Source organism: Arthrobacter sp. HMSC08H08 (assembly GCF_001807575.1).
GTDB lineage: Bacteria > Actinomycetota > Actinomycetes > Actinomycetales > Micrococcaceae > Pseudoglutamicibacter > Pseudoglutamicibacter albus.
This window is the reverse complement of sequence record NZ_KV789408.1, coordinates 57,902-79,143: the sequence shown is the minus strand read 5'-3', so window position 1 is coordinate 79,143 and position 21,242 is coordinate 57,902. Positions and strand designations below refer to the sequence as shown.

Annotated in this window: 19 protein-coding genes; 4 read left to right on the top strand and 15 right to left on the bottom strand. The window is 61.4% G+C overall.

Annotated elements, in window-relative coordinates; translation table 11 throughout:
- Positions 1-6: 6 nt before the first annotated feature.
- Positions 7-1,431, top strand: coding sequence for a TrkH family potassium uptake protein (locus HMPREF3175_RS08755; RefSeq protein WP_070492010.1), 1,425 nt, complete (start codon positions 7-9; stop codon positions 1,429-1,431).
- On the top strand, positions 1,424-2,095 hold the full coding sequence (locus tag HMPREF3175_RS08750) for a potassium channel family protein (protein WP_035757842.1): 672 nt from the start codon (positions 1,424-1,426) through the stop codon (positions 2,093-2,095). The genes HMPREF3175_RS08755 and HMPREF3175_RS08750 overlap by 8 nt, the downstream gene beginning before the upstream one ends.
- 13 nt (positions 2,096-2,108) lie before the next feature.
- Here the strand turns inward: HMPREF3175_RS08750 and proC are convergent, their stop codons facing one another.
- From proC to HMPREF3175_RS08720, 6 genes are all read right to left on the bottom strand, one after another.
- On the bottom strand, positions 2,109-2,933 hold the full coding sequence (gene proC, locus HMPREF3175_RS08745; RefSeq protein WP_070492007.1) for a pyrroline-5-carboxylate reductase: 825 nt from the start codon (positions 2,931-2,933) through the stop codon (positions 2,109-2,111).
- Positions 2,930-3,769 carry a sugar phosphate isomerase/epimerase family protein gene (locus HMPREF3175_RS08740; RefSeq protein ID WP_070492005.1) on the bottom strand — a complete coding sequence of 280 codons (840 nt, stop codon included), beginning with the start codon at positions 3,767-3,769 and terminating at the stop codon, positions 2,930-2,932. The genes proC and HMPREF3175_RS08740 overlap by 4 nt, the downstream gene beginning before the upstream one ends.
- Before the next feature lie 8 nt (positions 3,770-3,777).
- A complete protein-coding gene (locus HMPREF3175_RS08735) occupies positions 3,778-4,794 on the bottom strand; it encodes a Ppx/GppA phosphatase family protein (RefSeq protein ID WP_070492002.1) in 1,017 nt (338 codons plus the stop codon).
- An 8-nt stretch (positions 4,795-4,802) separates the two neighbouring features.
- On the bottom strand, positions 4,803-7,640 hold the full coding sequence (gene topA / locus HMPREF3175_RS08730; RefSeq protein ID WP_070492000.1) for a type I DNA topoisomerase: 2,838 nt from the start codon (positions 7,638-7,640) through the stop codon (positions 4,803-4,805).
- Positions 7,641-7,866: 226 nt separating this feature from the next.
- Positions 7,867-8,676 (bottom strand): winged helix-turn-helix domain-containing protein, encoded by an 810-nt coding sequence (locus HMPREF3175_RS08725; protein WP_256276350.1) that lies wholly within the window; start codon positions 8,674-8,676, stop codon positions 7,867-7,869.
- 129 nt (positions 8,677-8,805) lie between these two features.
- Positions 8,806-10,443 (bottom strand): DUF7059 domain-containing protein, encoded by a 1,638-nt coding sequence (locus HMPREF3175_RS08720; protein WP_070491997.1) that lies wholly within the window; start codon positions 10,441-10,443, stop codon positions 8,806-8,808.
- 98 nt (positions 10,444-10,541) lie between these two features.
- Between HMPREF3175_RS08720 and HMPREF3175_RS08715 the strand changes: the two genes are divergently transcribed.
- Together HMPREF3175_RS08715 and HMPREF3175_RS08710 are read left to right on the top strand one after the other, a co-directional pair.
- Positions 10,542-11,240: a GNAT family N-acetyltransferase gene (locus HMPREF3175_RS08715; protein ID WP_052048754.1), complete on the top strand. Its 699-nt coding sequence runs from the start codon at positions 10,542-10,544 to the stop codon at positions 11,238-11,240.
- 206 nt (positions 11,241-11,446) lie between these two features.
- Positions 11,447-13,849 carry a DEAD/DEAH box helicase gene (locus HMPREF3175_RS08710; RefSeq protein ID WP_070492052.1) on the top strand — a complete coding sequence of 801 codons (2,403 nt, stop codon included), beginning with the start codon at positions 11,447-11,449 and terminating at the stop codon, positions 13,847-13,849.
- 35 nt (positions 13,850-13,884) lie between these two features.
- Here HMPREF3175_RS08710 and HMPREF3175_RS08705 read toward each other — a convergent pair whose 3' ends face one another.
- From HMPREF3175_RS08705 to nth, 9 genes are all read right to left on the bottom strand, one after another.
- The gene (locus tag HMPREF3175_RS08705) at positions 13,885-14,346 is read right to left on the bottom strand and encodes an Rv3654c family TadE-like protein (RefSeq protein ID WP_083289528.1); all 462 of its coding nucleotides are present in this window, start codon (positions 14,344-14,346) and stop codon (positions 13,885-13,887) included.
- The gene (locus HMPREF3175_RS10035) at positions 14,333-14,932 is read right to left on the bottom strand and encodes a TadE family type IV pilus minor pilin (protein WP_083289527.1); all 600 of its coding nucleotides are present in this window, start codon (positions 14,930-14,932) and stop codon (positions 14,333-14,335) included. Before HMPREF3175_RS10035 ends, HMPREF3175_RS08705 begins: the two co-directional genes overlap by 14 nt.
- Positions 14,933-14,964: 32 nt before the next feature.
- Entirely contained in the window at positions 14,965-15,210 is a 246-nt protein-coding gene (locus HMPREF3175_RS08695) for a DUF4244 domain-containing protein (protein ID WP_035757832.1), read from the bottom strand.
- 255 nt (positions 15,211-15,465) lie between these two features.
- A complete protein-coding gene (locus HMPREF3175_RS08690) occupies positions 15,466-16,116 on the bottom strand; it encodes a type II secretion system F family protein (RefSeq protein WP_070491994.1) in 651 nt (216 codons plus the stop codon).
- Positions 16,113-16,793, bottom strand: a complete 681-nt coding sequence (locus HMPREF3175_RS08685) for a hypothetical protein (protein WP_141742513.1) — start codon at positions 16,791-16,793, stop codon at positions 16,113-16,115. Before HMPREF3175_RS08685 ends, HMPREF3175_RS08690 begins: the two co-directional genes overlap by 4 nt.
- 188 nt (positions 16,794-16,981) lie before the next feature.
- Complete coding sequence (locus HMPREF3175_RS08680; RefSeq protein WP_052048742.1) at positions 16,982-18,190, bottom strand: TadA family conjugal transfer-associated ATPase; 1,209 nt, start codon at positions 18,188-18,190, stop codon at positions 16,982-16,984.
- Entirely contained in the window at positions 18,190-19,197 is a 1,008-nt protein-coding gene (locus HMPREF3175_RS08675; RefSeq protein ID WP_070491991.1) for a hypothetical protein, read from the bottom strand. The genes HMPREF3175_RS08680 and HMPREF3175_RS08675 overlap by 1 nt, the downstream gene beginning before the upstream one ends.
- A 433-nt stretch (positions 19,198-19,630) precedes the next feature.
- Positions 19,631-20,377 (bottom strand): NUDIX hydrolase, encoded by a 747-nt coding sequence (locus HMPREF3175_RS08670; RefSeq protein ID WP_052048740.1) that lies wholly within the window; start codon positions 20,375-20,377, stop codon positions 19,631-19,633.
- A complete protein-coding gene (nth, locus tag HMPREF3175_RS08665) occupies positions 20,374-21,198 on the bottom strand; it encodes an endonuclease III (RefSeq protein ID WP_370991866.1) in 825 nt (274 codons plus the stop codon). The genes HMPREF3175_RS08670 and nth overlap by 4 nt, the downstream gene beginning before the upstream one ends.
- Positions 21,199-21,242: the final 44 nt, after the last annotated feature.

Genomic DNA, 21,242 nt, shown 5'->3' with positions numbered 1-21,242 from the left:
GCCTCCATGACACCACGCTACATCCGCACCCCCCAAGACAGGCAACACAATGTCCTGTTACGCGGTATGCAACAAGCGCGGAACCACACCAACCGGCTCATCGCCAGCTCCCCCGCCCGGCTCACCATCCTCGTCTTCGCCGTCGGCATCGCCTTCTTCACGACCCTGCTATCGCTACCCATCGCATCCCGCACCGGCGAACCGACCCCACTCGCTGACGCGATGTTCACCGCCGTATCCGCGTTCTGCGTCACCGGCCTCACCACCGTCTCAACCGCCGGGCACTGGACCTTCTTCGGCCAGCTCATCATGATCATCGCCGTATTCGTAGGCGGCCTCGGCATCATGACACTCGCCTCAATGCTCTCGATGGCGGTATCCCGCAAACTCGGCGTCCGAGGCAAACTCATGGCGCAAACCGCGATGTCCCAAACCGCATCCTCAAAACTCGGCGAAGTCGGCTCCCTACTCCGCGTCGTCATCACAACAGCAGTCAGCATCCAGTTCATGATCGCGCTCTGCCTCACCATCCGGTTCTGGGCCCGCGGCGAAAGCCTCACCCACGGGCTATGGCACGGCATCTTCTACGCCGTATCCGCATTCAACAACGCCGGATTCACCGCCCACCTCGACGACCTCAACAGCTTCAGCCACGACCTGTGGATCCTCTTCCCCCTCATGATCGCCGTGTTCACCGGCGCACTCGGTTTCCCCGTCATGCTCGTGCTCGTGCGCCACCACTTCCACGCGCACAAATGGAACCTCCACACCAAACTCACCATCACCACCGCACTCATCCTCGTCGTAGCCGGCTGGATCGTGTGGGGCGGCATCGAATGGAACAACAAAGCCACCATCGGCGACCTGCCAGTCGGCGACAAGATCATCTATGCCCTCTTCGCCTCCATCATGACCCGCTCAGGCGGCATGGCCCTCGTGACACAAACCGACCTCCACCCCGCAACCATGGTCGTCACCGACGCCCTCATGTTCATCGGCGGCGGCTCCGCATCCACCGCAGGCGGCATCAAACTCACCACATTCGCGATCCTCTTCCTAGCGATCCTCGCCGAAGCCCGCGGTACGCAACACGTCCACGTCTACGGGCGCCGCCTCCCCGAAGCCGCCCTGCGCATCGCGATCGCCGTGACCGCACTCGCAGCAAGCATCATCACGCTCGGGATCACCCTCATCCTCTTCGCGAAACCCGACGCACCCTTAGAACACGTACTCCTCGAATCCATCTCCGCATTCGCTACCGTAGGACTATCAACCAACCTCTCCGCAGAACTCCCCGACTTCGGCAAATACGTCCTCTGCGGACTCATGTTCACCGGACGCCTCGGGACCGTAACCTTCGCAACCGCGCTCACCCTGCGGCAAAGCCGCCAGCTCTACCAGCTGCCAGAAGAAAGGCCAATCATTGGCTGACCAACAAACACCCAAGCACTCCCCCGTACTCGTGATCGGGCTCGGCAGGTTCGGCGTCGCCGTAGCCGAACAACTCGTGAGCATGGGCCGCGAAGTCCTCGCAGTAGAACGCAGCCCTGAACTCGTCCAAAACTTCGCCGACCGCGTGACCCACGCCGTCGCAGCTGATGCCACCAACATCGAAGCCCTCCGCCAACTCGGCGCCAGCGACTTCAGCTCCGCTGTAGTCGGCGTCGGAACCTCCATCGAATCGTCCGTACTCACCACCGTGAACCTCGTAGACCTCGGCGTGGAACACATCTGGGCCAAAGCCATCACCCCAGCCCACGGGAAAATCCTCTCCCGCATCGGCGCAACCAACGTCATCTACCCAGAAGCCGACGCCGGGGTACGCACCGCCCACCTCGTAGGCGGCCGCATGATCGACTTCATCGAATTCGAAGACGACTTCGCAATCGTGAAAATGCAGCCACCCAAAGAAACCCAAGGATTCACGCTCGCCCAATCACGCGTACGTGAAAAATACGGCGTCACCGTACTCGGGGTGAAATCCCCCGGCGAAGAATTCGCCTACGCCGCGCCCGACACCCTCATCACGCCCCGAGACATGCTCATCGTCTCCGGACACGTAGACCTCATCGAACGCTTCGCCGGGCGCCCCTAGCCAGCGCGCAGCTTCAGCCGGCCATGTCAGCGGCGCGGTCAGCGCACGCCTTCTGCCCTGCCACGACAGCCTCGCTGAAACCCTCGCGCCCCATCGTATTAATCGCGGCCTCCGTGGTGCCGCCTGGAGAAGTCACCGCCTGCCGCAACTGCGCGGGCTCACGCTCATCTTGGGCCAGCATCGCACCAGCACCAGCAACCGTAGCGGCAGCAAGCTCACGGGCAAACTCAGGATCCAGGCCCAGTTCCACCCCGCCCTGAGCCATAGCCTCAGCCAAGAAAAACGCGTACGCCGGGCCCGAACCCGAAACCGCCGTCAACGCATCAATGTGCGATTCCGGGATCTCAAACACCTGGCCCGCACCCTCGAAAATGCTAGAGACCAAACGTACGTGCTCATCCGTGGCGTTGGTTCCGCGCACCAAACCCACCACACCAGAACCATACTGAAGCGGCGTATTCGGCATAGTACGGATCACAGGCTGTCCCTTAGCCACGGCCGCCTCAAGCTGTTCCACACTCACCGCGGCAGCAATCGAAACCACCACTGCATCCGGCTTGAGCTGCGGGGCAAGCTCCCCCAAAACATCAACCATCATGTGCGGCTTGACACCCATCAACACGACATCCGCGTCAGAAACCGCCTGCAGGTTAGCCCGCTCATCTTCGCGCTGGGACAACGCCTCAATGCCCTGATTCTTCCTCCACGCTTCAGCGCTCTCAACGCTGCGTGTGGTCACCACCACCGAATCCTTCGAAACACCAGCCTTCAGCGCGCCCTCAAGGATCGCGCCATTCATGTTCCCAGTTCCGATAAAAGCAATCCGCGTATCAGTCATGGGCCCAGTATGTCATTCGAGGCAGGGCGTTGCAGGTGGGTTCGCGTGAAGTCCAGACATTGGGCCAGGACCTGCTCAACACCATCGGGCTCTTTGCGCCAACGCCGCGTAGTGACCTCAACCGTGGCGGAGCCGCGCCAACCTGTTTCCCCCAGGTATTGCAGGGTCTCAGCGACCGGTTGGGTGCCCATCCCCGGCGGAAGGTGCTCATCCTTACCGTTGTCGGTGCCATCGCACACGTGCAGGTGGGTCAACCGGGAACCTAACGCCTGGACTGCGGCCAGGGAGTCCGCACCGGCAATCGCGGCGTGCGAGAAATCCCAGGTCACAAAGTCATAGTCCAACGGGACCGGATCATAATGCGGACGATACATTTTGCTGTTCTGCTGCCCCGCGGCACGCCACGGGTACATGTTCTCCACCGCAATCACTACGCCGTATTCCTCGTTGGAGCGGCGCACACCTTCGGCGAAACCCGTCGCATACTTACCCTGCCAACGGAACGGCGGATGCACAACAATTGTGCGAACCCCCAGCTCATGCGCCAACAGAACAGAGCGCTGAATTTTCTTCCACGCACCACCCCACACTTGTTGCGTGAACAGCAGCGTCGGCGCGTGAATCGCGGCGACCGGCACCTCATACCGCTGCATCAAGGCATACAGCTCGTCCCCGGTGCGGGTCGTGGAATTGCCGGTCACCAAAACCTCGATGCCGTCATAGCCAAGATCCCGCGCCAACTGGAACGCCCGCTCAGGCCCCTTCGGGAACGCGCACGTAGTGGAAAGATAAACAGGAACTCGTTCGGATGCAGATGACTTCGGGTCAACAGACAACGTAGCTCCTAGCGTGCCGGTGGGACCAGGTGAAGGTTCTCCTTGAGGGCATCAACATCACCCACACCAGGGTACTCGTCATCGATCACATCGTGATCCCGCAACAGGCGATCAAAGCGGTGCATCAAAAGGCCTTCGCGCAACGCCCACGGGCAAATCCGGACCTCCTTGACCTCCAGCTTCTCCATCACCATCTCAGCGGCGACAGCACCTGCCAACAGCTGCGGGGCGCGAATCGGAGACACACCATCCAGGTGTGCCCGCTCATCGAAGGACAACGAGACCAGCTTCTCAGCCCATTTGCGAACGTCCTTCAACGTCAAGGTGCGCACCAAGAAGGGGCCGTCCGCCTCCGATGCCGCGCCACTCATACGCGCCAACGTGCGGAACGTCTTCGATGTTGCGACCACCAAATCAGGCTCGACCTGATCCGCGAACTGACGCAACGGCTCCTCGATGACCCCGGCGATATATTCGCGCAAACGCCCCACGAGCGCTTCCTTGGGTGGGTCGCCCGGCAGAAAGTCCTTAGTCAACCGAGCCGCACCCAACGGCATCGAAACCGCCAAATCAGGGAACTCGTTACGGCCGATCGCAACCTCAAACGAGCCGCCACCGATATCCAAAACCATCAGATCCCGCACACCCCAGCCGAACCAGCGGCGGGCAGCGAAGAACGTCATCGCCGATTCTTCCTCCCCCGTCAGCTCCTGAAGCTTAACCCCAGACAACTGCTCAACCTGGCGAATAATGTCCGGGCCGTTCAACGCCTCACGCAGCGCGGAAGTACAAAACGCCAAAAGGTCTTCGGCCCTGTGGCGGCGGGCGAAATCCACGGCCTCATCCACGAAAGACAACAACGCCTGCCGGCCCTCATCCGTCACCGCTCCACGCGGATCAAGATAGCGCACCAACGAAAGCTGCTGCTTATAGGAAGCGAACGCCGTGGGGCGGGCACCCGGGAACGCATCCACGAGCAATAAGTGGACCGTGTTGGAGCCAATATCCAAAACACCTAAACGCACGGCGCAGCCTACTCGCTCTTCTTCTTAGCAGTCGAGGTTCGCTTGGTCGCGGTTGCCTTCGTTGCCGTGGTTTTCTTTGCAGCCGTGCTCTTGCGTGCGGCCGGTTTCTTCGCCGCAGCGCCCTTCTTCGCCGCCGTCTTCTTCGCCGCAGTGCCGCCCTTCGCGGCCACCTTGGCGCGCTTCTCCATGAGCAAGTCAACCGCTTGCTCCTTGGTCAACTGCTCAACAGTGGTGCCACGAGGGATCGTCACGTTCGTCTTACCGTCCGTGATGTAATCACCGAAACGGCCCGACTTCACAACGATCTTCCCGCCCGAATTCGGGTCCTCACCGAGCTCAGCCAACGGCGGCTTAGCGGCCCCGCGGCCACGCTGCTTAGGCTGAGAATAAATCTCACGGGCTTTCTCCTCAGTGACCGTGAAAATCTCATCCTCGCTCTGCAGCGAACGGTAATCCGTGCCCTTCTTCAAGTACGGACCAAAGCGACCATTCGCCGCCACAATCTCCGCGCCATCGGAATCCGTGCCCACATGCCGCGGAAGCGACATCAACTTCACGGCCTCCTCAAACGTGACCGTTGCAGGGCTCATGCCCTTAAACAAGCTCGCCGTCTTAGGTTTCTTCTTAGCCGGCTTCTTCTTAGGTTTCGGGTTCCCGTTCTTGTAATACTCGGTCGGGATCGAATCGTAATAAGCCTGAAGTTCTTCCTCCGTCATCTCCGGAATAACCTCAGTCACATACGGTCCATAACGGCCGTCCTTAGCCACAATCATGTGTCCAGTCTCCGGGTGGCGGCCCAGCTCGCGGTCCCCCTCAACCGCGGCATCCATGAGTTCCTGGGCCTTCTGCGGCGTCAACTCATCCGGAGCCAAATCCTCCGGAACATTCGCACGCAACGGCTCCTTGCCCGGCTCAGCATCCTCAGGCAGAGCCTTCTCAAGATACGGACCGAACTTACCCACACGCAACGTGATGTCATCGGTGATCTTGATCGAGTTGATCGCCCGTGCATCAATCTCGCCCAGATGATCCACCACGCTCTTCAAACCGGCATCTGCGGTGTCACCGAAATAGAACGAAGACAACCAGTCCTCATTCTTCAACTGACCGGCGGCGATCTTATCCAGATCGTCCTCAAGACGAGCCGTGAAATCGTAATCCACGTACTGGCCGAAATGCTCCTCCAACAAACGGATCACCGAAAACGCGGTCCATGAAGGCACCAAAGCCCCGCCACGCTTAGTGACGTAACCGCGATCCATAATCGTGGAAATCGTTGGCGCATACGTCGACGGACGGCCAATCTCACGCTTCTCAAGCTCAGCCACAATCGAGGCTTCCGTGTACCGGGCCGGAGGCGTGGTCTTATGCCCCGCCGCCTCGACGTCCTGGCTCGTCAACGAATCCCCTTCAGCCAGCTTCGGCAACCGGACCTGTTGGCCCTTCTCCTTCGCGTCCTCGCTCTTACCTTCCTCATAAGCAGCAAGGAAACCCTGGAACGTAATCACCGTGCCCGATGCCGAAAACTCAGCAACCCGGCCATCCGCGGCCTTACCTTGAACCTTGACCGTGGCCGTCGAACCCTTCGCATCAGCCATCTGCGAGGCAACCGTGCGCTTCCAGATCAGCTCATACAAACGGAACTCATCCGGGCTCAAAACACCCTTGACCTGATCCGGGGTACGGAACGAATCACCTGCCGGACGGATCGCCTCGTGAGCCTCCTGCGCCGCCGCATTCTTCGACGAATACACGCGCGGCTTCGGCGCAACATGATCCGCACCATACAGCTCCGTGATCTGCCGGCGAGCAGCGCTAACCGCCTCAGACGAAAGGCTCACCGAATCCGTACGCATATACGTGATGAAACCGTTCTCATACAGACGCTGAGCAACCTGCATCGTCACCCTGGACGAGAAACGCAACCTACGCGAAGCATCCTGCTGCAGAGTCGAGGTCGTAAACGGCGCAAAAGGACGACGCGTGTACGGCTTCTCCTCAACCGAGACCACCGAACACGTCGCCCCAGCCAACCCCTCAGCCAAAGACGACGCATCGGCTTCCTTCAAAACCAGCACATCGGCCTTCGCCGCCGCCGGACGCAACTGGCCCTCATCGTTGAAGTCACGGCCCGAAGCCACGCGGCGGCCATCAACCTGCGTCAAGCGTGCACGGAACGCCTCACCCGTACCAGCAACGAACTCACCGGAAACATCCCAATACTCGGCCGGAACGAACGCCATCCGTTCACGCTCACGCTCAACCACCAAACGCGTAGCAACAGACTGCACACGGCCCGCCGAAAGGCCCGGCCCCACCTTGCGCCACAGAACCGGCGAAATCTCATAACCGTAGAGACGGTCCAAAATACGGCGGGTCTCTTGCGCATCCACCAGATCCATATCCAGATCCCGCAGATTCTCAAGAGCACGCTGAACCGACTCTTTAGTGATCTCTGTGAACGTCATCCGGTACACCGGCACCTTAGGCTTCAAAACCTCCAAAAGGTGCCAAGAAATCGCTTCACCCTCACGGTCAGCATCCGTCGCCAGATACAAAGCATCAGCATCTTTCAGCTCACGCTTCAGATCCGTGACCCGCTTCTTCTTATCCGGGTACACCACGTAATACGGCTCAAAACCATGATCAACGTCCACAGCGAACTTACCCACGGAGGTCTTCTTCAACTCCGCAGGCAACTCTTTAGGTTGCGGCAAATCACGAATATGCCCCACAGACGCATCCACGACGAAGCCATCGCCCAAATACTTAGCGATGGACTTACTCTTCGCCGGGGACTCAACGATCACGAGTTTTTTACCGGTTTTATTCTTAGTGGCGGGCACTGCTCTCCTTGAAACCCGACATGTTCAACACACCGAACGGTGCGCTACTCAACAGTTCCTAACCCTAGCGTGCCAAACCGATCTCGCGCTTGTCACCACACATTCACGTGTCACCACGAGTTAATCTGTAGCGCTGAATCTAGGGTTGCCGCACTGGGTTTACGGTTGCCGTACTGGGTTGCGTTTGCGGCCCCGAGGTTCGTTCTGAGCAGCCGCGTTCGCCGCGTCAGAACCCGTCTTCACCAGGGAGCGGCTGCGTGCGGTCCGGCAAGCCTGACAGTAAATAATATGTACGCCGGCGCGGAACGGCCGGGTCATCAGCTTCACGCGAACGAGCCGTGAACTCCTTCTCTAATTCATTGATGCGCCGCAAAAACTCTTTCTCGTTCTCCTCATCCAGGAATAGCGACCCGAAATACATGTACGCCGATGCCGGGATCTCTGAATCATGGCGGCGGTTCTTCTCACGGAACTCGATCTCCGCGACCAGTTTCTCCCGGTAGGTATCCAGACGGGTTTGCGCATAATTAGTCAGCTGCGAGTACTGCCCACCGCGGGAGGCCGTCACCACAGAATCCCCCATAGCCCGCCAATGCCGTTCACGGCCATCACTGTTGGCCCCTTTAGGTGGTGAAACCCGCTCCACCAGACCGAAACGCTCCAACTCACGCAAGTGATAACTCATCGCCGACGGGGTGAGACCCGTCAACTCCGCAAGCTCAGTAGCCGTACGCGTAGCCCGCGAACCTATCAGCTCATCGATCACCAAAACCCGCGCCCGATGCGTCAACGCCTTAATCGCTTTCGGGTCCGTCACCACAATCTGGCGGCCACCACCAGCCTTGAGCCCTGCAGCAGGAGTCTCTGCAGCAGGGGCCTCTGTGGCAGGGGTTTCTGTGGCAGGAGCTTCCTCCCCGGTAGGCTCCGGCGCATCGGTGTTTGCCGCATTGGTGTGTGCCACAACGGTGTCTGCCGCAGCGGTGGTTTCAGCGGGGCTCGCTGATGTCGGCTCAGGAGCTTCAGGAGTAGGTAGCACGGATATCCCCCTGGCAACAGTGAGAAAGCCAGGAAGTACCCAGCACAAACACAATATGCAGAAAGAACTACAGATTAAATAATTATCTCACATTGTGGGATGGGTCACAGAAATAGCTCCAGACTCCGCTCATTCGATCACCAAGAGCCCTTGCCGCACCAACGTGGCCGCAAAATCAACCAAGTCCCGAACCTGCCGTTGCGTGCCGTGCTGGCCGGCCGCCGCATCGGCATCGGCATCGGCATCGGCATCGAGATCATCGTCAGTCACGAGTTCAACGACAGCGGCGGCTAATGCACCCACCGGAACATCACCATCGCAGGCTGAAACCAAACCAGCCTGTTCCGTCGTCAACGCATGCGTACGCCGCAGCCCCGAGCCCTGCCGCAACACGATCATCTGCGGATGCGGATCCAAAGGCCGCCCATACGTCTCAGTCGTCACATCCTCGGCAACGACAGCCCGCGCTGAGGCCACATCGAGCCCCACCAACGCATCGGCCGCATCAATCTCACGCTTCAACCACGGCCCCAAAGGGGAATCCACCTCACGCAAAACCTCCTCAAACACGCGCCCCACACCATGCGCACGCCCCACCTCCGGGCGCCTCAACCACACATAACCGAACCCCACGCCCTCAACATCACGCGAGGCGAAATCCTCAAGATACTCACCGAAACGACGCTGCGCTGCCACCGGATCCCGGTCCTCAGAGGCATCCCGCAACCACATCTGCGCATAGTCGGCAGGCGACTCAACATCACGCTGAATCACCCACGCCTCAAGCCCCTGAGGAGTCCACTCATCCAAACGCTGAGCCCAATGAGCACCGGAAGGGATCTCCCAGTTCGCCAGCATCTGAGCCGTACCGCCCGGCGCTAGAACATCACCCAAGCCGCGCCACAAAGTCTCAACCAGCTGATCCCCCGGCAAGCCCCCATCCCGGTACGTGAAACGGTCCTCCTCCGATTCCCCCACCGTGCGCGGAGTAATCACAAACGGCGGATTCGACACCACCACATCAAACTGCCGCCCAGCCACAGGCTCCAACAACGAACCCTGCAGCAAAGTGAGGCGCGCATCCATATCAGCGGGATCGATAGCCAACTGCTCATAGTTCAGCAACGCATTGAAACGCGTGAACGCCAACGCACGCTCCGAAAGGTCAGTCGCCGTGACGTGCCCGGCATGCCGCAACAAATGAAACGTCTGAATACCGCAACCAACACCCACGTCCAACGCCGTATCAACGTCACGGCGAACCGTATTCGCCGCCAACGTCAACGACGCCTGACCAATCCCCAACACATGGTCCTTACGCAAAACACCCTCACGATGATGCGCCCCAACATCCGAAGCCACCCACAGCTCAAGCCCATCATCAGCCGCATGCGGGCGAAGATCTACAGCTGCCCGCACCCCGCCACCCGGGGCCGGCTCCACCAATCCCAGCCGCATCAAACCCTCAACGCCAACACCCGGCATCGCCGCGCTCAGCTCAGCCGACTCAACCACACCACCCAACACGAAAACCCACACCAACGCCGCCAACCCGGCATCCGTTCCGGCGGTCGACGCGCCGGCGGACCGGGCCTGCTCGACAGCCCAGCGGGCAGCCGCCGGTTGTTCACGAACCAGCGCATCCATCGCGTCCTCGCCCACCAACGCAACCACCGCATCGAACGTGAAGCGTGCCGCCACCAAATCAGCGCGCAAAACATCAACATCAGAAACGGAAGAAAACACTGGGAGATCCGGAGAAACCATGACAACAGTCTAGGTAAAAGCTGTGAATTATTGCCGTTCACGGGACATACATTTCAGCGCACTCCTCGTTACCTACCAGTAGGTTGTAGGCTCAACACATGAACGGTATTGCAAGCGATGAGCTCATCGGCACCTGGGTCAACGGCTGGGCCGAAGCCCGAGGCTTCGACACCTACCACGAAGGACCAGTCCACGCCTACCGCCGAACAGGTCAAGACGAAGCCCACTGGGAATACGTAGTCCACGAACCCGACAACGAACTGCTGAAAAAGCTCGCACACATGATGCGCGAACACAGCGGTCAACGCCTCACCGTCTTCACCGAAGACCCAGACAGCATGCCCGAGAAAGTCCACGAAGTCGGGCTCAAAGTCGTAGCCAACCGCGAAGTCATGATGACCAGCCCCATGGCCGCGCAAGACGTCGAACCACCCATCACCGAAGACAGCCTCGTCTGGCATGAAAAACGCGACGGCGCCCACACCTGGGTCTCCCTCCACCGCCGCGAAGACGGAGCCGTTCTCGCCTCCGGACACATGGCGGCCATCGGCGACTACGCAGTCTTCGACCGCATCGTCACCGCACCAGACCAGCGCCGCAAGGGCTACGGAACACTCGTGACCCGCTACCTCGCATCCGTCGCAACCGAAACCGAAGCCGAATACGGCCTCCTCGTCGCCTCAACCGACGGCTACGAGCTCTACCACCACCTCGGCTGGACCCTACTCGGCGCGATGCTCGCAGTAGAAACCCCAGAAGAAGCAGACGACGCCGCACGCACCGACCACACCAACTAACACGCGTGAGCTGACCCGTTGAGCTGCGGCAATACGTTTCGGCGCCGCCCCTCCCGCACCTTGGGAGGGGCGGCGCCACGGCTTTAAGCCCACATCCGTGAAACAAGACGGTTGTTGCGCGGCTGTGGATTGGCTGGCTGTGGGTTGGCTGGCTGTGAGGCGGGTGGGGCTCTGTGACGGCCTGGTTGTGGGAAGATGCAGGGGATATGAAAGATTTCCGGACACTGGTTCCCCTGCTGGGCCGCGGCGATGAACCCGAGACGCTACGGCACGTCCGAGTCATGCCCTCCCGCGAAGCCGAATATGCTCCCTGGCCCGAATGGCTGCACCCGGATGCCCGCCATGCCTGGGGTGAGGCCGGAATCCATCAGCCCTACCGGCACCAAGTCGAAGCCGCCAACCTCATCCACACCGGCCACGACACCATCATCGCCACCGGAACCGCCTCAGGTAAATCACTGGCCTACCTCATGCCGGTGCTCGATGCGCTGACCCGCGGAGCACGCATCAACACGACGCATCACGATGCGAGAGCCGGAGGAGCGCCCCACAACGGCGCCGCCTCACCGACGGCCAGCGTCCTTTCGGGTGGTCGCGGCGAAGCGACCGCCCTCTATATCGCACCAACCAAAGCGTTGGCCGGCGACCAACTCACCAGCATCGAGGAACTCGGCGTACCCGGTGTCAGGGCCGCAACATACGACGGCGACACCCCGCCCGAAGAACGACGCTGGGTACGGGACCACGCCAACTTTCTTCTCACCAACCCAGACATGCTCCACTACGGGATCCTGCCCAACCACACACGGTGGGCACCGTTCCTACGGAAGCTCACGCACATCGTGGTGGACGAGGCGCATTCTTATCGCGGGGTTTTCGGTTCCCACGTTGCCGTTCTATTGCGGCGCTTGCTCCGGATCGCCGAACATTACGGCGCGGACGTGCGGGTGGTCGGGGCGAGCGCGACGAGCGCTGAACCCGCCGCGACATTCACGCGCTTGACGGGGCGGGAAGCGTGCGCGGTAACGCAGGACACCTCGGAGGCCGGGGAGACGACCGTGGTGCTGTGGGAGCCGCCGTTGACCGATCAACGTGGTGAGAACGGCGTGTTCTTGCGTCGCTCCCTCGTCGCTGAAACCGCTGACTTGCTGGCGAACCTCGTCTCTGGGCATGTACGGACCCTGGCATTTATCCGCTCCCGGAGGGGTGCCGAGGCGATTTCCGCTTCGACTCGCCGGCTTCTAGAAGAGGTCGATGATTCCCTGCCGGGTCGCATCGCGGCTTATAGGTCAGGGTATTTGCCGCAGGAACGCCGCGCTTTGGAAGACGCGTTACGCTCGGGTGAGCTACTCGGGGTCGCATCGACGTCCGCGCTTGAATTGGGTATCGACATCGCGGGTCTGGATGCGGTGCTGGTGGCGGGCTGGCCGGGCACGCGTGCCTCGTTCTTCCAACAGATTGGGCGAGCCGGCCGCGGCGGGCAAGAGTCTTTGGCCACGTTCATTGCAGGCGACGACCCGCTCGATGCGTTTTTGGTCCATCACCCGGAAACGTTGCTGGATTCCGGGGTTGAGGCGAGTGTTTTCGATCCCGCCAACCCTTATGTTCTGCAGCCACATTTGGCCGCGGCTGCCGCTGAGCTTCCCTTGACAGTCAACGATATGGGCTTGTTTGGGGATACCGCGCGGGAACTGGTTGAGGATCTGGAGGAACGCGGCATTTTGCGGCGCCGCCCATCGGGGTGGTTTTGGGTTCACGCTGAGTCTGCTCACGAGTTCGTGGACCTGCGTTCGGTGGGTGGCGGCCCGATGCAGGTCATCGACTCCCAGACGGGTGCCGTGATCGCGACGATGGACTCTTCACAGGCGCACTATCAGGCTCATGAGGGTGCCGTGTATTTGCATCAGGGCAAGCGCTATGTGGTTGATGTTTTAGATGAGGAGAACCACGTGGTCCTCGCTACCGCGGCTGAGCCTGATTTCTATACTCAAGCCCGCGATGTCACGAGCGTGAAAATCCTGGATGTGACGCATGAGGAGAAATGGGGCGAGATAGGCGTCTACTACGGGGACCTACTGGTAACAACGCAGGTGGTTTCTTTCCAACGTAAAGCGTTGATTTCTAACGAGATTTTGAGTGAGGAGCCTCTCGAGCTTGAGCCGCGTGAGCTGTTCACCAAAGGCGTGTGGTTCACGATCCCTGAGCCGCGCTTGCATTCGGCTGGAGTTCAGGCTGGAGCTATCCCTGGTTCGTTGCATGCCGCGGAGCATGCCGCTATTGGTCTGTTGCCGCTGTTGGTCACGAGTGACCGTTGGGACATTGGCGGGGTCTCTACCGCGATGCACATTGATACTGAGTCGCCCACCATTTTCGTCTACGACGGCCACGCGGGTGGTGCGGGTTTCACCGAGCGTGCTCACGCGATGGCCCCGTTCTGGCTGGAGGCTACACGGGATGCGATCCGCACATGCGAGTGCTCTTCAGGCTGCCCTTCCTGTGTTCAGTCCCCTAAGTGCGGTAACAAGAACAACCCTCTAGATAAAGCCGGTGCGATCGCTCTGCTGAGCGAAATCCTGCGTTTCGTACCCGCTCACCGTAAACGCCGCTGAGCGCTATTTGCTCCCCCTCCGTATTCTTCCCTGTTTCATTCCGCTTCCTCGATTATTGGTGGTCCGGCGTAAGACTCAGCTTGCATCGCGGGTAAGGGCCATCCTTTGAACCATCCGCTCCTGTGAGCTTTCGTGACGATACGAACCGTGGCCCCTTCGCCAACCAACAATGTGCATGTGGTGAGTTCGGACTCGTGCTTGGCAGCTATCGTTGCGGCGAGCGCGCACGGGTTTCCTGCTGAGATGACTCCGCGGTGTGCGTCCGCGGCGGCGAGCGCGGCGAGGTCTGCCGCGGTTTTAGCTCGCGCTTGGTCCGCTGCGGAAACAGCCCACATCGCAACGCTGAGCGCTGCCAGCAGGCCGAAGACCAAGAGGCCGATCACCAGCGCCGTAGCGGCACCGGTTTCCTGCGTCCAATCCTCACGTGGGATCTTCTTGCGGGAGCTATCTTCACGTGGCTGTTGTTCACCGGTTCTCGGCGGTTTATTTGAGCGCATCGCTGACTACCTCTTCAACGCGTGCGGTCGCGGTGGCTTGCACGGGGATTCCAGGGCCGAGGAATTTCCATAGTTTGACGGTGTTCTTCACCTCAACGGTGACCCATTCGTTGCTGCGTTGGACTCGGTGGGTCGTACCAGCGCCCGCGACTCGCGCAACGTCGACGTGCGCTCCCCTGGCTTCTTCCCTGGCCGCGATTCCGGCCGCGTGTTGGGCACGCACCTGCGCAGTCCCCACCGTCGCGACGGCCCCGACAAAGGCCAGCAACAGTACGAGGGCAGGCAGGAGGACAGCGAACTCAGCTGTGACAGACCCTCGCGCCGCGCGACCGTGCCCGGAGCAGCTCTGCATGGAGTAACCCTGCGGCGGGTAACCCTGCGGCGCGTAACCCCGTGCAGGATGGTTCCGCGTTTGCCGCATCGGGGCTGGCACTCCGAGCGGTTCCAGCGGCTGCTCTACCACCACGCTGCGTGGGTGAGCGTGTGTCCCGCTCGGGTGGGCCTCTGTCCTGCTCGGGTGGGTCCCTATGCCGCGTGGGTGGATCTGCACGCCACGCTTGCGGGTCTGGTCGGATGACGAGTTCATTGTGTCCTCCTGCCTGCTTGATGTTGTGCCGTCTATGAGCCGAGGGCTTTGGAGATCAACCCCATCAACATTCCCTTGACTTGGCCTCCGCTCAAGATCGTCACCAGCAGCCCCGCAAAACCAACGGCGGCCAGCGTGACGATCGAAAACTCAGCGGTCGCGATCCCTGCTTCGGGGTCGAGAATCTGCCGAGGTTGCGTCCTTCGCTGTGACTGCGGCTGTGTGTGCCGCAGCGGTTGTGGCTGTGGCGATGCGGTTGCGGTGCGGTTCTTTTCCATGTGGTCCTCCTGACCGTTTGAGGTGTTGTGGATCGTGTTTACTGCCGGGAACTACCCGGTTCTTATCGGGTGTTGCCCCGATGTTTAGAGTCTTCCGGCTGCGGTGATACTTCTGGGTTGTGGAAGAGAATCTGTGGATGGCCCCACCTGGAATTCAGAGCCGTGGATAACGGAACTGCGTCTGCACTGGCACCTGTACCTACTCGCCCGCATATCTGCCGGGCCTAGCACACGCCGTGAATGCAGAATGCTGCGTTATTGGTTCCACGGTTGGAGCGCGAGAGCTACCGGGATCACGCCGAGGCATATAAATGCGGGGAGGGCGCAGAGCCCGAGTGGGATCACCACGCGCACACCGAGGCGTTCCGCTTGGGCCTTCATCCGGTCTTCGTTCGCGGCGCGTTGATGTTTACTCGACTGTCTCAACAGTTCGGCCACGGGCGCTCCGGTGCTCCTGGAGACCTGGATGAACGAACCTAGTTGTTGGGCGTTTGGTGCGTAGCTGAACGCTTTTTCGCCTTCTATGCCCCACGCCAGCGCGGTAGCGACCCGGTTGAGCCCTAAAGCGTTACCGGTCGAGTTATCCAGCGTCGCCAACGCGTACTCGAGGGACATGCCTGATTCGATGCATAAGGCCAGGGCCTCGGCTATCAACGGCGCATATTCGGCATCCCCAAAATCATCCGCTAACGAACTCGCCGGATCGCGCGGCAAGGGATTCGCAGAAGACCGAGCCGAAGGGCTAGCAACCTGTTCGCTGCCCCTGGGGTGCGTCGTGGTTAGGCGTTGCCTCCCGTTGGATCGCGGGGCCCACGCCAGGATCGCCACAGCCAGCATCCCGGCACAGATCCATGCGCTCAGCGTCATCGTGGAACCTGGCTGCGCTGTAAGGATCAGTGTTGTCATGAGCCGGCCTCGGTGGTGTTGTAGGACATTTTTCGGATGAGGTGCCGCGACCATATGAGGGATGCGGCCCAGAGCAGGCAACCGGCGAAGAGGCACACGTGCCCTGCAGTGGTCGTGAACAGGGTCCCTACCGGGTCGGCTCCTAGTAGTTGCGCCATGAGGAGTCCACCCAGCGGCAAGAGTGCGAGAATGCGGCGGGTCGTCTGGGCCGCGGCTATCCCGGTGACTTGGCTGCGGATAGCCGCCGCCCGGGCTTGGGCGTGTGATGCCAGCGCTTCAAGCAATTCAGCATGAGCAATCCCGGTGGCTTCTGCCAACTGTTGGGCCCAGTACACGTGCCGCAGCATCGCCGGTAGTTCATGCTCATCCGGGTTCGTTCTCTTGAGGCCTGTAAGAGTCAATGGGGCGCCAAGAGCTATGCGCGATGCGGTCATTGAAGCGGCGTGATGCCACGCCTCTAACTCACGTGCATGAGCCCGTGTTGAAGCGGGGCCGGCAGTTGCTTGGGTTTCAACCTCGAGTGCCGAGGTGAGGGCTTCCCACGCGTAGCGGTGATGCGCACCTGAACGCATGAGTGACGCGAGCGTTGAGATGACCCGTTGGGCGATGTCATAGGTGACTGCGAGCTCTTCGCTGGGTTCCTCACCCGCTTCTTCTCGCCGATCTTCGCGTGGCACTGCACGCCGCGATGTAGCCGAGGGGTGTTCAGATGCCTTGCCTGTTGATGTCTCCGGGTTGATGGATGAGGTGGCACGGGAGGCCGCGCTCGTTCGGAGGGAGGTTCCTGTCGGCGAGCGCCTGGCGCCCCACCCCTTCCATGACAGTATGCTGACGAACAAGAGTGTTGCGGCAATCCACGCGTACATCACGGCCGCTCCGCCTTCCCGGGGATCCACAGCCCGTCGGCACCCAACCCAGGTGCATCCACGCGTTGAGGGGCACCGGTTTCATCGGCGACATAGTGGACGTCAATCTCGAGCGAACCTTCTTTAGTGAGCCGTAGCGAACCTAGTGCGGACGGGCCTCGTCCGCGATCTGTTCGTTCCACGTGGATCACTGTGGCGATCGCGCTCGCTGCCTGCAGTGCCGTGGTGCTCGGGCGCCACCCGGCGAGCGACCCTAACGCGATCAGGCGTGCTGGGACATCGTTGATCGAGTTCGCGTGTACCGTAGCGCCCGCGCCGGTGTGTCCGGTGTTCAACGCCATGAGGAGGTCCTGGATTTCCGCGCCACGGCACTCGCCGACAATCAGCCGGTCCGGCCGCATACGCAGCGCCTGCCGTACGAGTTCTTGCAACGTGACCTCGCCCGTTCCTTCCGCGTTGGGTTGCCTCGCCTGCATGGAAACCGTATGCGGATGGTGGGGCCGCAGTTCACGCGAGTCCTCGATCATAATGAGCCTCTCGCTGGCCACACATTCGGCCAGCATCCCGGAAAGCAGAGTTGTTTTTCCTGCACCGGTGCCGCCGCTGATCATGAATGTTTCCCTCTGTTCAACCACCCGTTTCAGTACGGGAACCCAGGCTTGCTGCGGCCCCGCCAACATCTCGCCGAGCCGCGCTTGCGCCGGGCTAGGGACGCGGATCGATAAAACAGGGGCATCAACGATGGGCGGCAACACAGCGTGCACTCTGTAGCCGTCCACCACCGCGTCGCCATACGGGTGGGCAGTATCCAACGCACGCCCTGCCCTGCCAAGCACCCGCACCGCTATACCCACAACCTCCGCAGGTTCCAACCACACCCCAGTTCGCTCTAAACCTGCCGTTTCATCGACCCAAACACAGCCATCAGAGGTCACCAGAACATCGCTCACCCCAGGCTTCTCCGCGAACTCCGCGAGCGGCCCCAAACCAGTCAGATTCCGTTGAACCGTTTGCGCAGCCTCACGTAAAGCACCCGGCCCACGCACCACCCCGTCCGAAGACAACAGGCTCGCGATCACCGACGGATCGGCCCGCTCACCCCGCTCGAGCAACTGCTCCCGCACATGGTTCGTCACCTCGTGCGAATACCCACCCCAGCCCCCGTGCCGCAGCACCGTCCGGCCATCCCGTTCACGTGGCGCCCCCATCAGGCTGCCCTCCTCGAACCACCGGCAACCATGTGTCCAATACTTCGCCCCTCTTCCATCTGCGGGATCCACAGTTTCCGAGCCAACGCCCGGGCACCCGCAACAACCCTGCGTCCCTGAATACTCCCAGCCCACGCCGCACCCACCTTCGCGGCCTCCGTACGAGAATCACAGCCACGCGGCCCAACCCCCACAACACTCCAACCAGGACCCACCACAAGACCACCCGCCCCACCACCAGCCGCCGCCCACGGCCTCTGCAAACACACGATGCGCTCGCCGTGCCGCCTCGCGCCGCCCGCTGCGCTCAAGGCGCGCAGAGAGACCGGTCCGCGATCGACGAGCACCACGTCCACGGCTCTCGAGAACGCGGCGACGGCAAGAGAAAGGCTCTCCTCCCCTAGTTCGCCGCCCGTATCGGGTGGGAAGGTGACAAGATATGCGCCCGCCAGCCGAGGCAATAGTTCAAGCGTGCTGGCCGCTGGGCCGTCTTCGATCGCGGCCAACACCGCCGGCCAGCGCAGTCCGCCCGGGGCGGCCCAACACGTGTCCGAGGACGGATCCGCGTCCAGGATCGCAACCGACCAGCCGTGGTCCCCCATCGCTTTGGCGGTACCCGCAACGACCGCCGCGCTATTGCGCGATCCGGGGCCATCGGCGATCTCGATAACCTGCCCCATGACCGGGCCGTGCCGGCTACCCCACACGATCTTGCTCAACAGTTCAGCACCCGCAGGCATCACGATCGGATGCGCTCCCGGATGCCTGGCCGCCGCCGCATACACCGCGGCGGAATCAATCCCAACGAAACATATCTCGGCGCCGCTGGTTACCGGGGGTGCCGCCGTGCGAGCACCACTCACTTCCACCAGGTGCGCCACAACATCAGGGTTGCCGCACAACGTGCGCGCATCGTCTGTGTGTACGTCGGTGAGTTCAAGTCCCAGCCCGTGCACCACCACGGCGGCTTCGCCCCGAACGTTACGGCGCGGACGGCCTCCGCCCATGCCACTGTTCCTCGCCGCCACGCCGCCCAGATTCTCCGGCCCTTTCGGCTCAGCTGCGGGATGCCACATCACGATGGGCTTGCTGGCCGGTGCACGCCGGTGCCGGTGGGTCTGAAGCATGCGTGTGGGTGCCGCACTTGTGCGCGGGTCCGCGCCAGAGGCCCGGCCTTGATCGGGGCCGGCGCGGCGCGCTTGAGACGCGCGCCTTTCCCGGGGCGGGCGGTGAGAGCGAGCATCGCCTGAGGTGTTGGTGAGAGTCCACATGCACCCAGCACAACGTATGTGCCACCCGAATGGCGCTGCACATCAAAAACTGTGGAAGAAGGGCGCTATCGACGCGCGTGTGGATTCCGGGACTAGCAGGTCCGCAGCGCCCTGCGCCCTTCACGCGAGCCCACGCCAATAACCGCCGTGGTCGCTACGTATACCTGTTTCAGGTTTTAGGCTTGACCTTCACGGGGTTGGCTGCCGGGCGCATCCACCCGGTTTCGAGCCAGCCGGCATCGGTGAGGATCGAGGTGAGAACGGTCGCGGTGAAGCCCCACAAGAGGCCCTGTTGCAGGCGGTAGGCCGGCATGCGGAACGGTTCTCCATTACGTTCGAATTCGGTGATGCACCGTACATCTTCACTCAAGAGGTCGGCCACGGGTGTGCGGAAAACATCAACGGATTCATTCACATCAACCGGGGCGACCTTGCTTGGTCTCTCCCACACCGCCAATACCGGGGTGACCTCGTAGCCGGACACGGTCGGTGTTACCGGTAGGGTCCCTAGAACCGTGACTCCTTCAGGGTCCAGCCCGGTTTCCTCAACTGCTTCACGCAACGCGGTATCGACCAGTGTGGCGTCGCCTTCTTCCCAACCGCCACCCGGGAACGCGATCTGCCCTGCATGCGAACGCAAGCCGTCGCTGCGGCGTAGCAACAAGACATCCAGATCAGCGGGCACTACCTCGGAAGAATGCACCGCAGGCACCGAGTCAAGAGCACCAAACAACACCAGCACAGCCGCCCGCTTACGCACCGGGAACTTACCGCGCAACCGCGCATACATCGGCAACCGTTCAACATTTCCTTCTGAACCGCTTCCACCGGGCCCGCCTTCGAGGCCTGATTCACCCCCGCGCACGCCTGCATACATATCGACAACGGCCTGGAGTTGTTCGCGTACTGTGCTCATGCGTTCAGCCCGTACCCCATCGCGCGCAGCTGCCGGCGCGAATAACCTTCAACCATCAGCCGGTGCAGCTCTTCACGGCCCGGGGCGAGCTCGTACTTCAAAAGCTTCTTCGCCTCTTCCGGGTCGGTTTCCCCTTCGCCATACGATGGGCACCACTGCGCTACGGGGCACGCCCCGCACGCTGGCCGTTGGGCGTGGCAGATGCGGCGGCCGTGGAAGATGAGGTGGTGGGAAAGGTTGGTCCAGTCTTTCTTTTCGAACAGCTCCCCCACTTGGTATTCGACCTTGACCGGGTCGGTTTCCTTAGTCCACGCGAAGCGGCGGGCGAGCCTGCCAAAGTGGGTGTCCACCGTGATTCCGGGGTGCCCGAACGCGTTACCCAACACCACGAAAGCCGTCTTGCGGCCCACACCGGGCAGGGTTACGAGGTAGTCGAGATCGTCCGGGACCTCACCGCCGGTGTCTTCCATGAGGGTCCGGGCGAGGTTCTGGATGTTCGCGGCTTTGGTTTTATAGAAGCCCGTGGCCCGCACCACGTCTTCGACCTCGCTCAGGTTCGCGCCAGCCAACGATGCCGCGTCCGGCCAACGCCGAAACAGCTCCATGGTGACTTGGTTGACTTTCACGTCAGTGGTTTGCGCTGACAAGACAGTCGCTACGAGCAGCTCGAAGGGGTTCTCGAAGTCCAGTTCCGGAACCACGTACGGGTATTTCGTTGCCAGTTCGCGGTTGATTTTCCGGGCACGTCTCTTGCGCCCCAATGGGGTTTCGCGTTCCCACATCCGTTCCCGCTTCTCGGCAGGGGTGAGTCTGCGTGCCATGCCGGTGGTATCCCTTCCTTGGCATGCGCTGGCGGCATGCTCTG

Coding starts and splice junctions, on each gene's coding strand:
- HMPREF3175_RS08715 (WP_052048754.1), top strand. CDS start 10,542: ATGAACGGTATTGCAAGCGATGAGCTCATCGGCACCTGGGTCAACGGC.
- HMPREF3175_RS08670 (WP_052048740.1), bottom strand. CDS start 20,377: ATGAGCACAGTACGCGAACAACTCCAGGCCGTTGTCGATATGTATGCA.
- proC (WP_070492007.1), bottom strand. CDS start 2,933: ATGACTGATACGCGGATTGCTTTTATCGGAACTGGGAACATGAATGGC.
- HMPREF3175_RS08675 (WP_070491991.1), bottom strand. CDS start 19,197: ATGGGCGGAGGCCGTCCGCGCCGTAACGTTCGGGGCGAAGCCGCCGTG.
- nth (WP_370991866.1), bottom strand. CDS start 21,198: ATGGCACGCAGACTCACCCCTGCCGAGAAGCGGGAACGGATGTGGGAA.
- HMPREF3175_RS10035 (WP_083289527.1), bottom strand. CDS start 14,932: ATGAACTCGTCATCCGACCAGACCCGCAAGCGTGGCGTGCAGATCCAC.
- HMPREF3175_RS08720 (WP_070491997.1), bottom strand. CDS start 10,443: ATGGTTTCTCCGGATCTCCCAGTGTTTTCTTCCGTTTCTGATGTTGAT.
- HMPREF3175_RS08705 (WP_083289528.1), bottom strand. CDS start 14,346: ATGCGCTCAAATAAACCGCCGAGAACCGGTGAACAACAGCCACGTGAA.
- HMPREF3175_RS08680 (WP_052048742.1), bottom strand. CDS start 18,190: ATGGGGGCGCCACGTGAACGGGATGGCCGGACGGTGCTGCGGCACGGG.
- HMPREF3175_RS08710 (WP_070492052.1), top strand. CDS start 11,447: ATGAAAGATTTCCGGACACTGGTTCCCCTGCTGGGCCGCGGCGATGAA.
- HMPREF3175_RS08755 (WP_070492010.1), top strand. CDS start 7: ATGACACCACGCTACATCCGCACCCCCCAAGACAGGCAACACAATGTC.
- HMPREF3175_RS08690 (WP_070491994.1), bottom strand. CDS start 16,116: ATGACAACACTGATCCTTACAGCGCAGCCAGGTTCCACGATGACGCTG.
- HMPREF3175_RS08695 (WP_035757832.1), bottom strand. CDS start 15,210: ATGGAAAAGAACCGCACCGCAACCGCATCGCCACAGCCACAACCGCTG.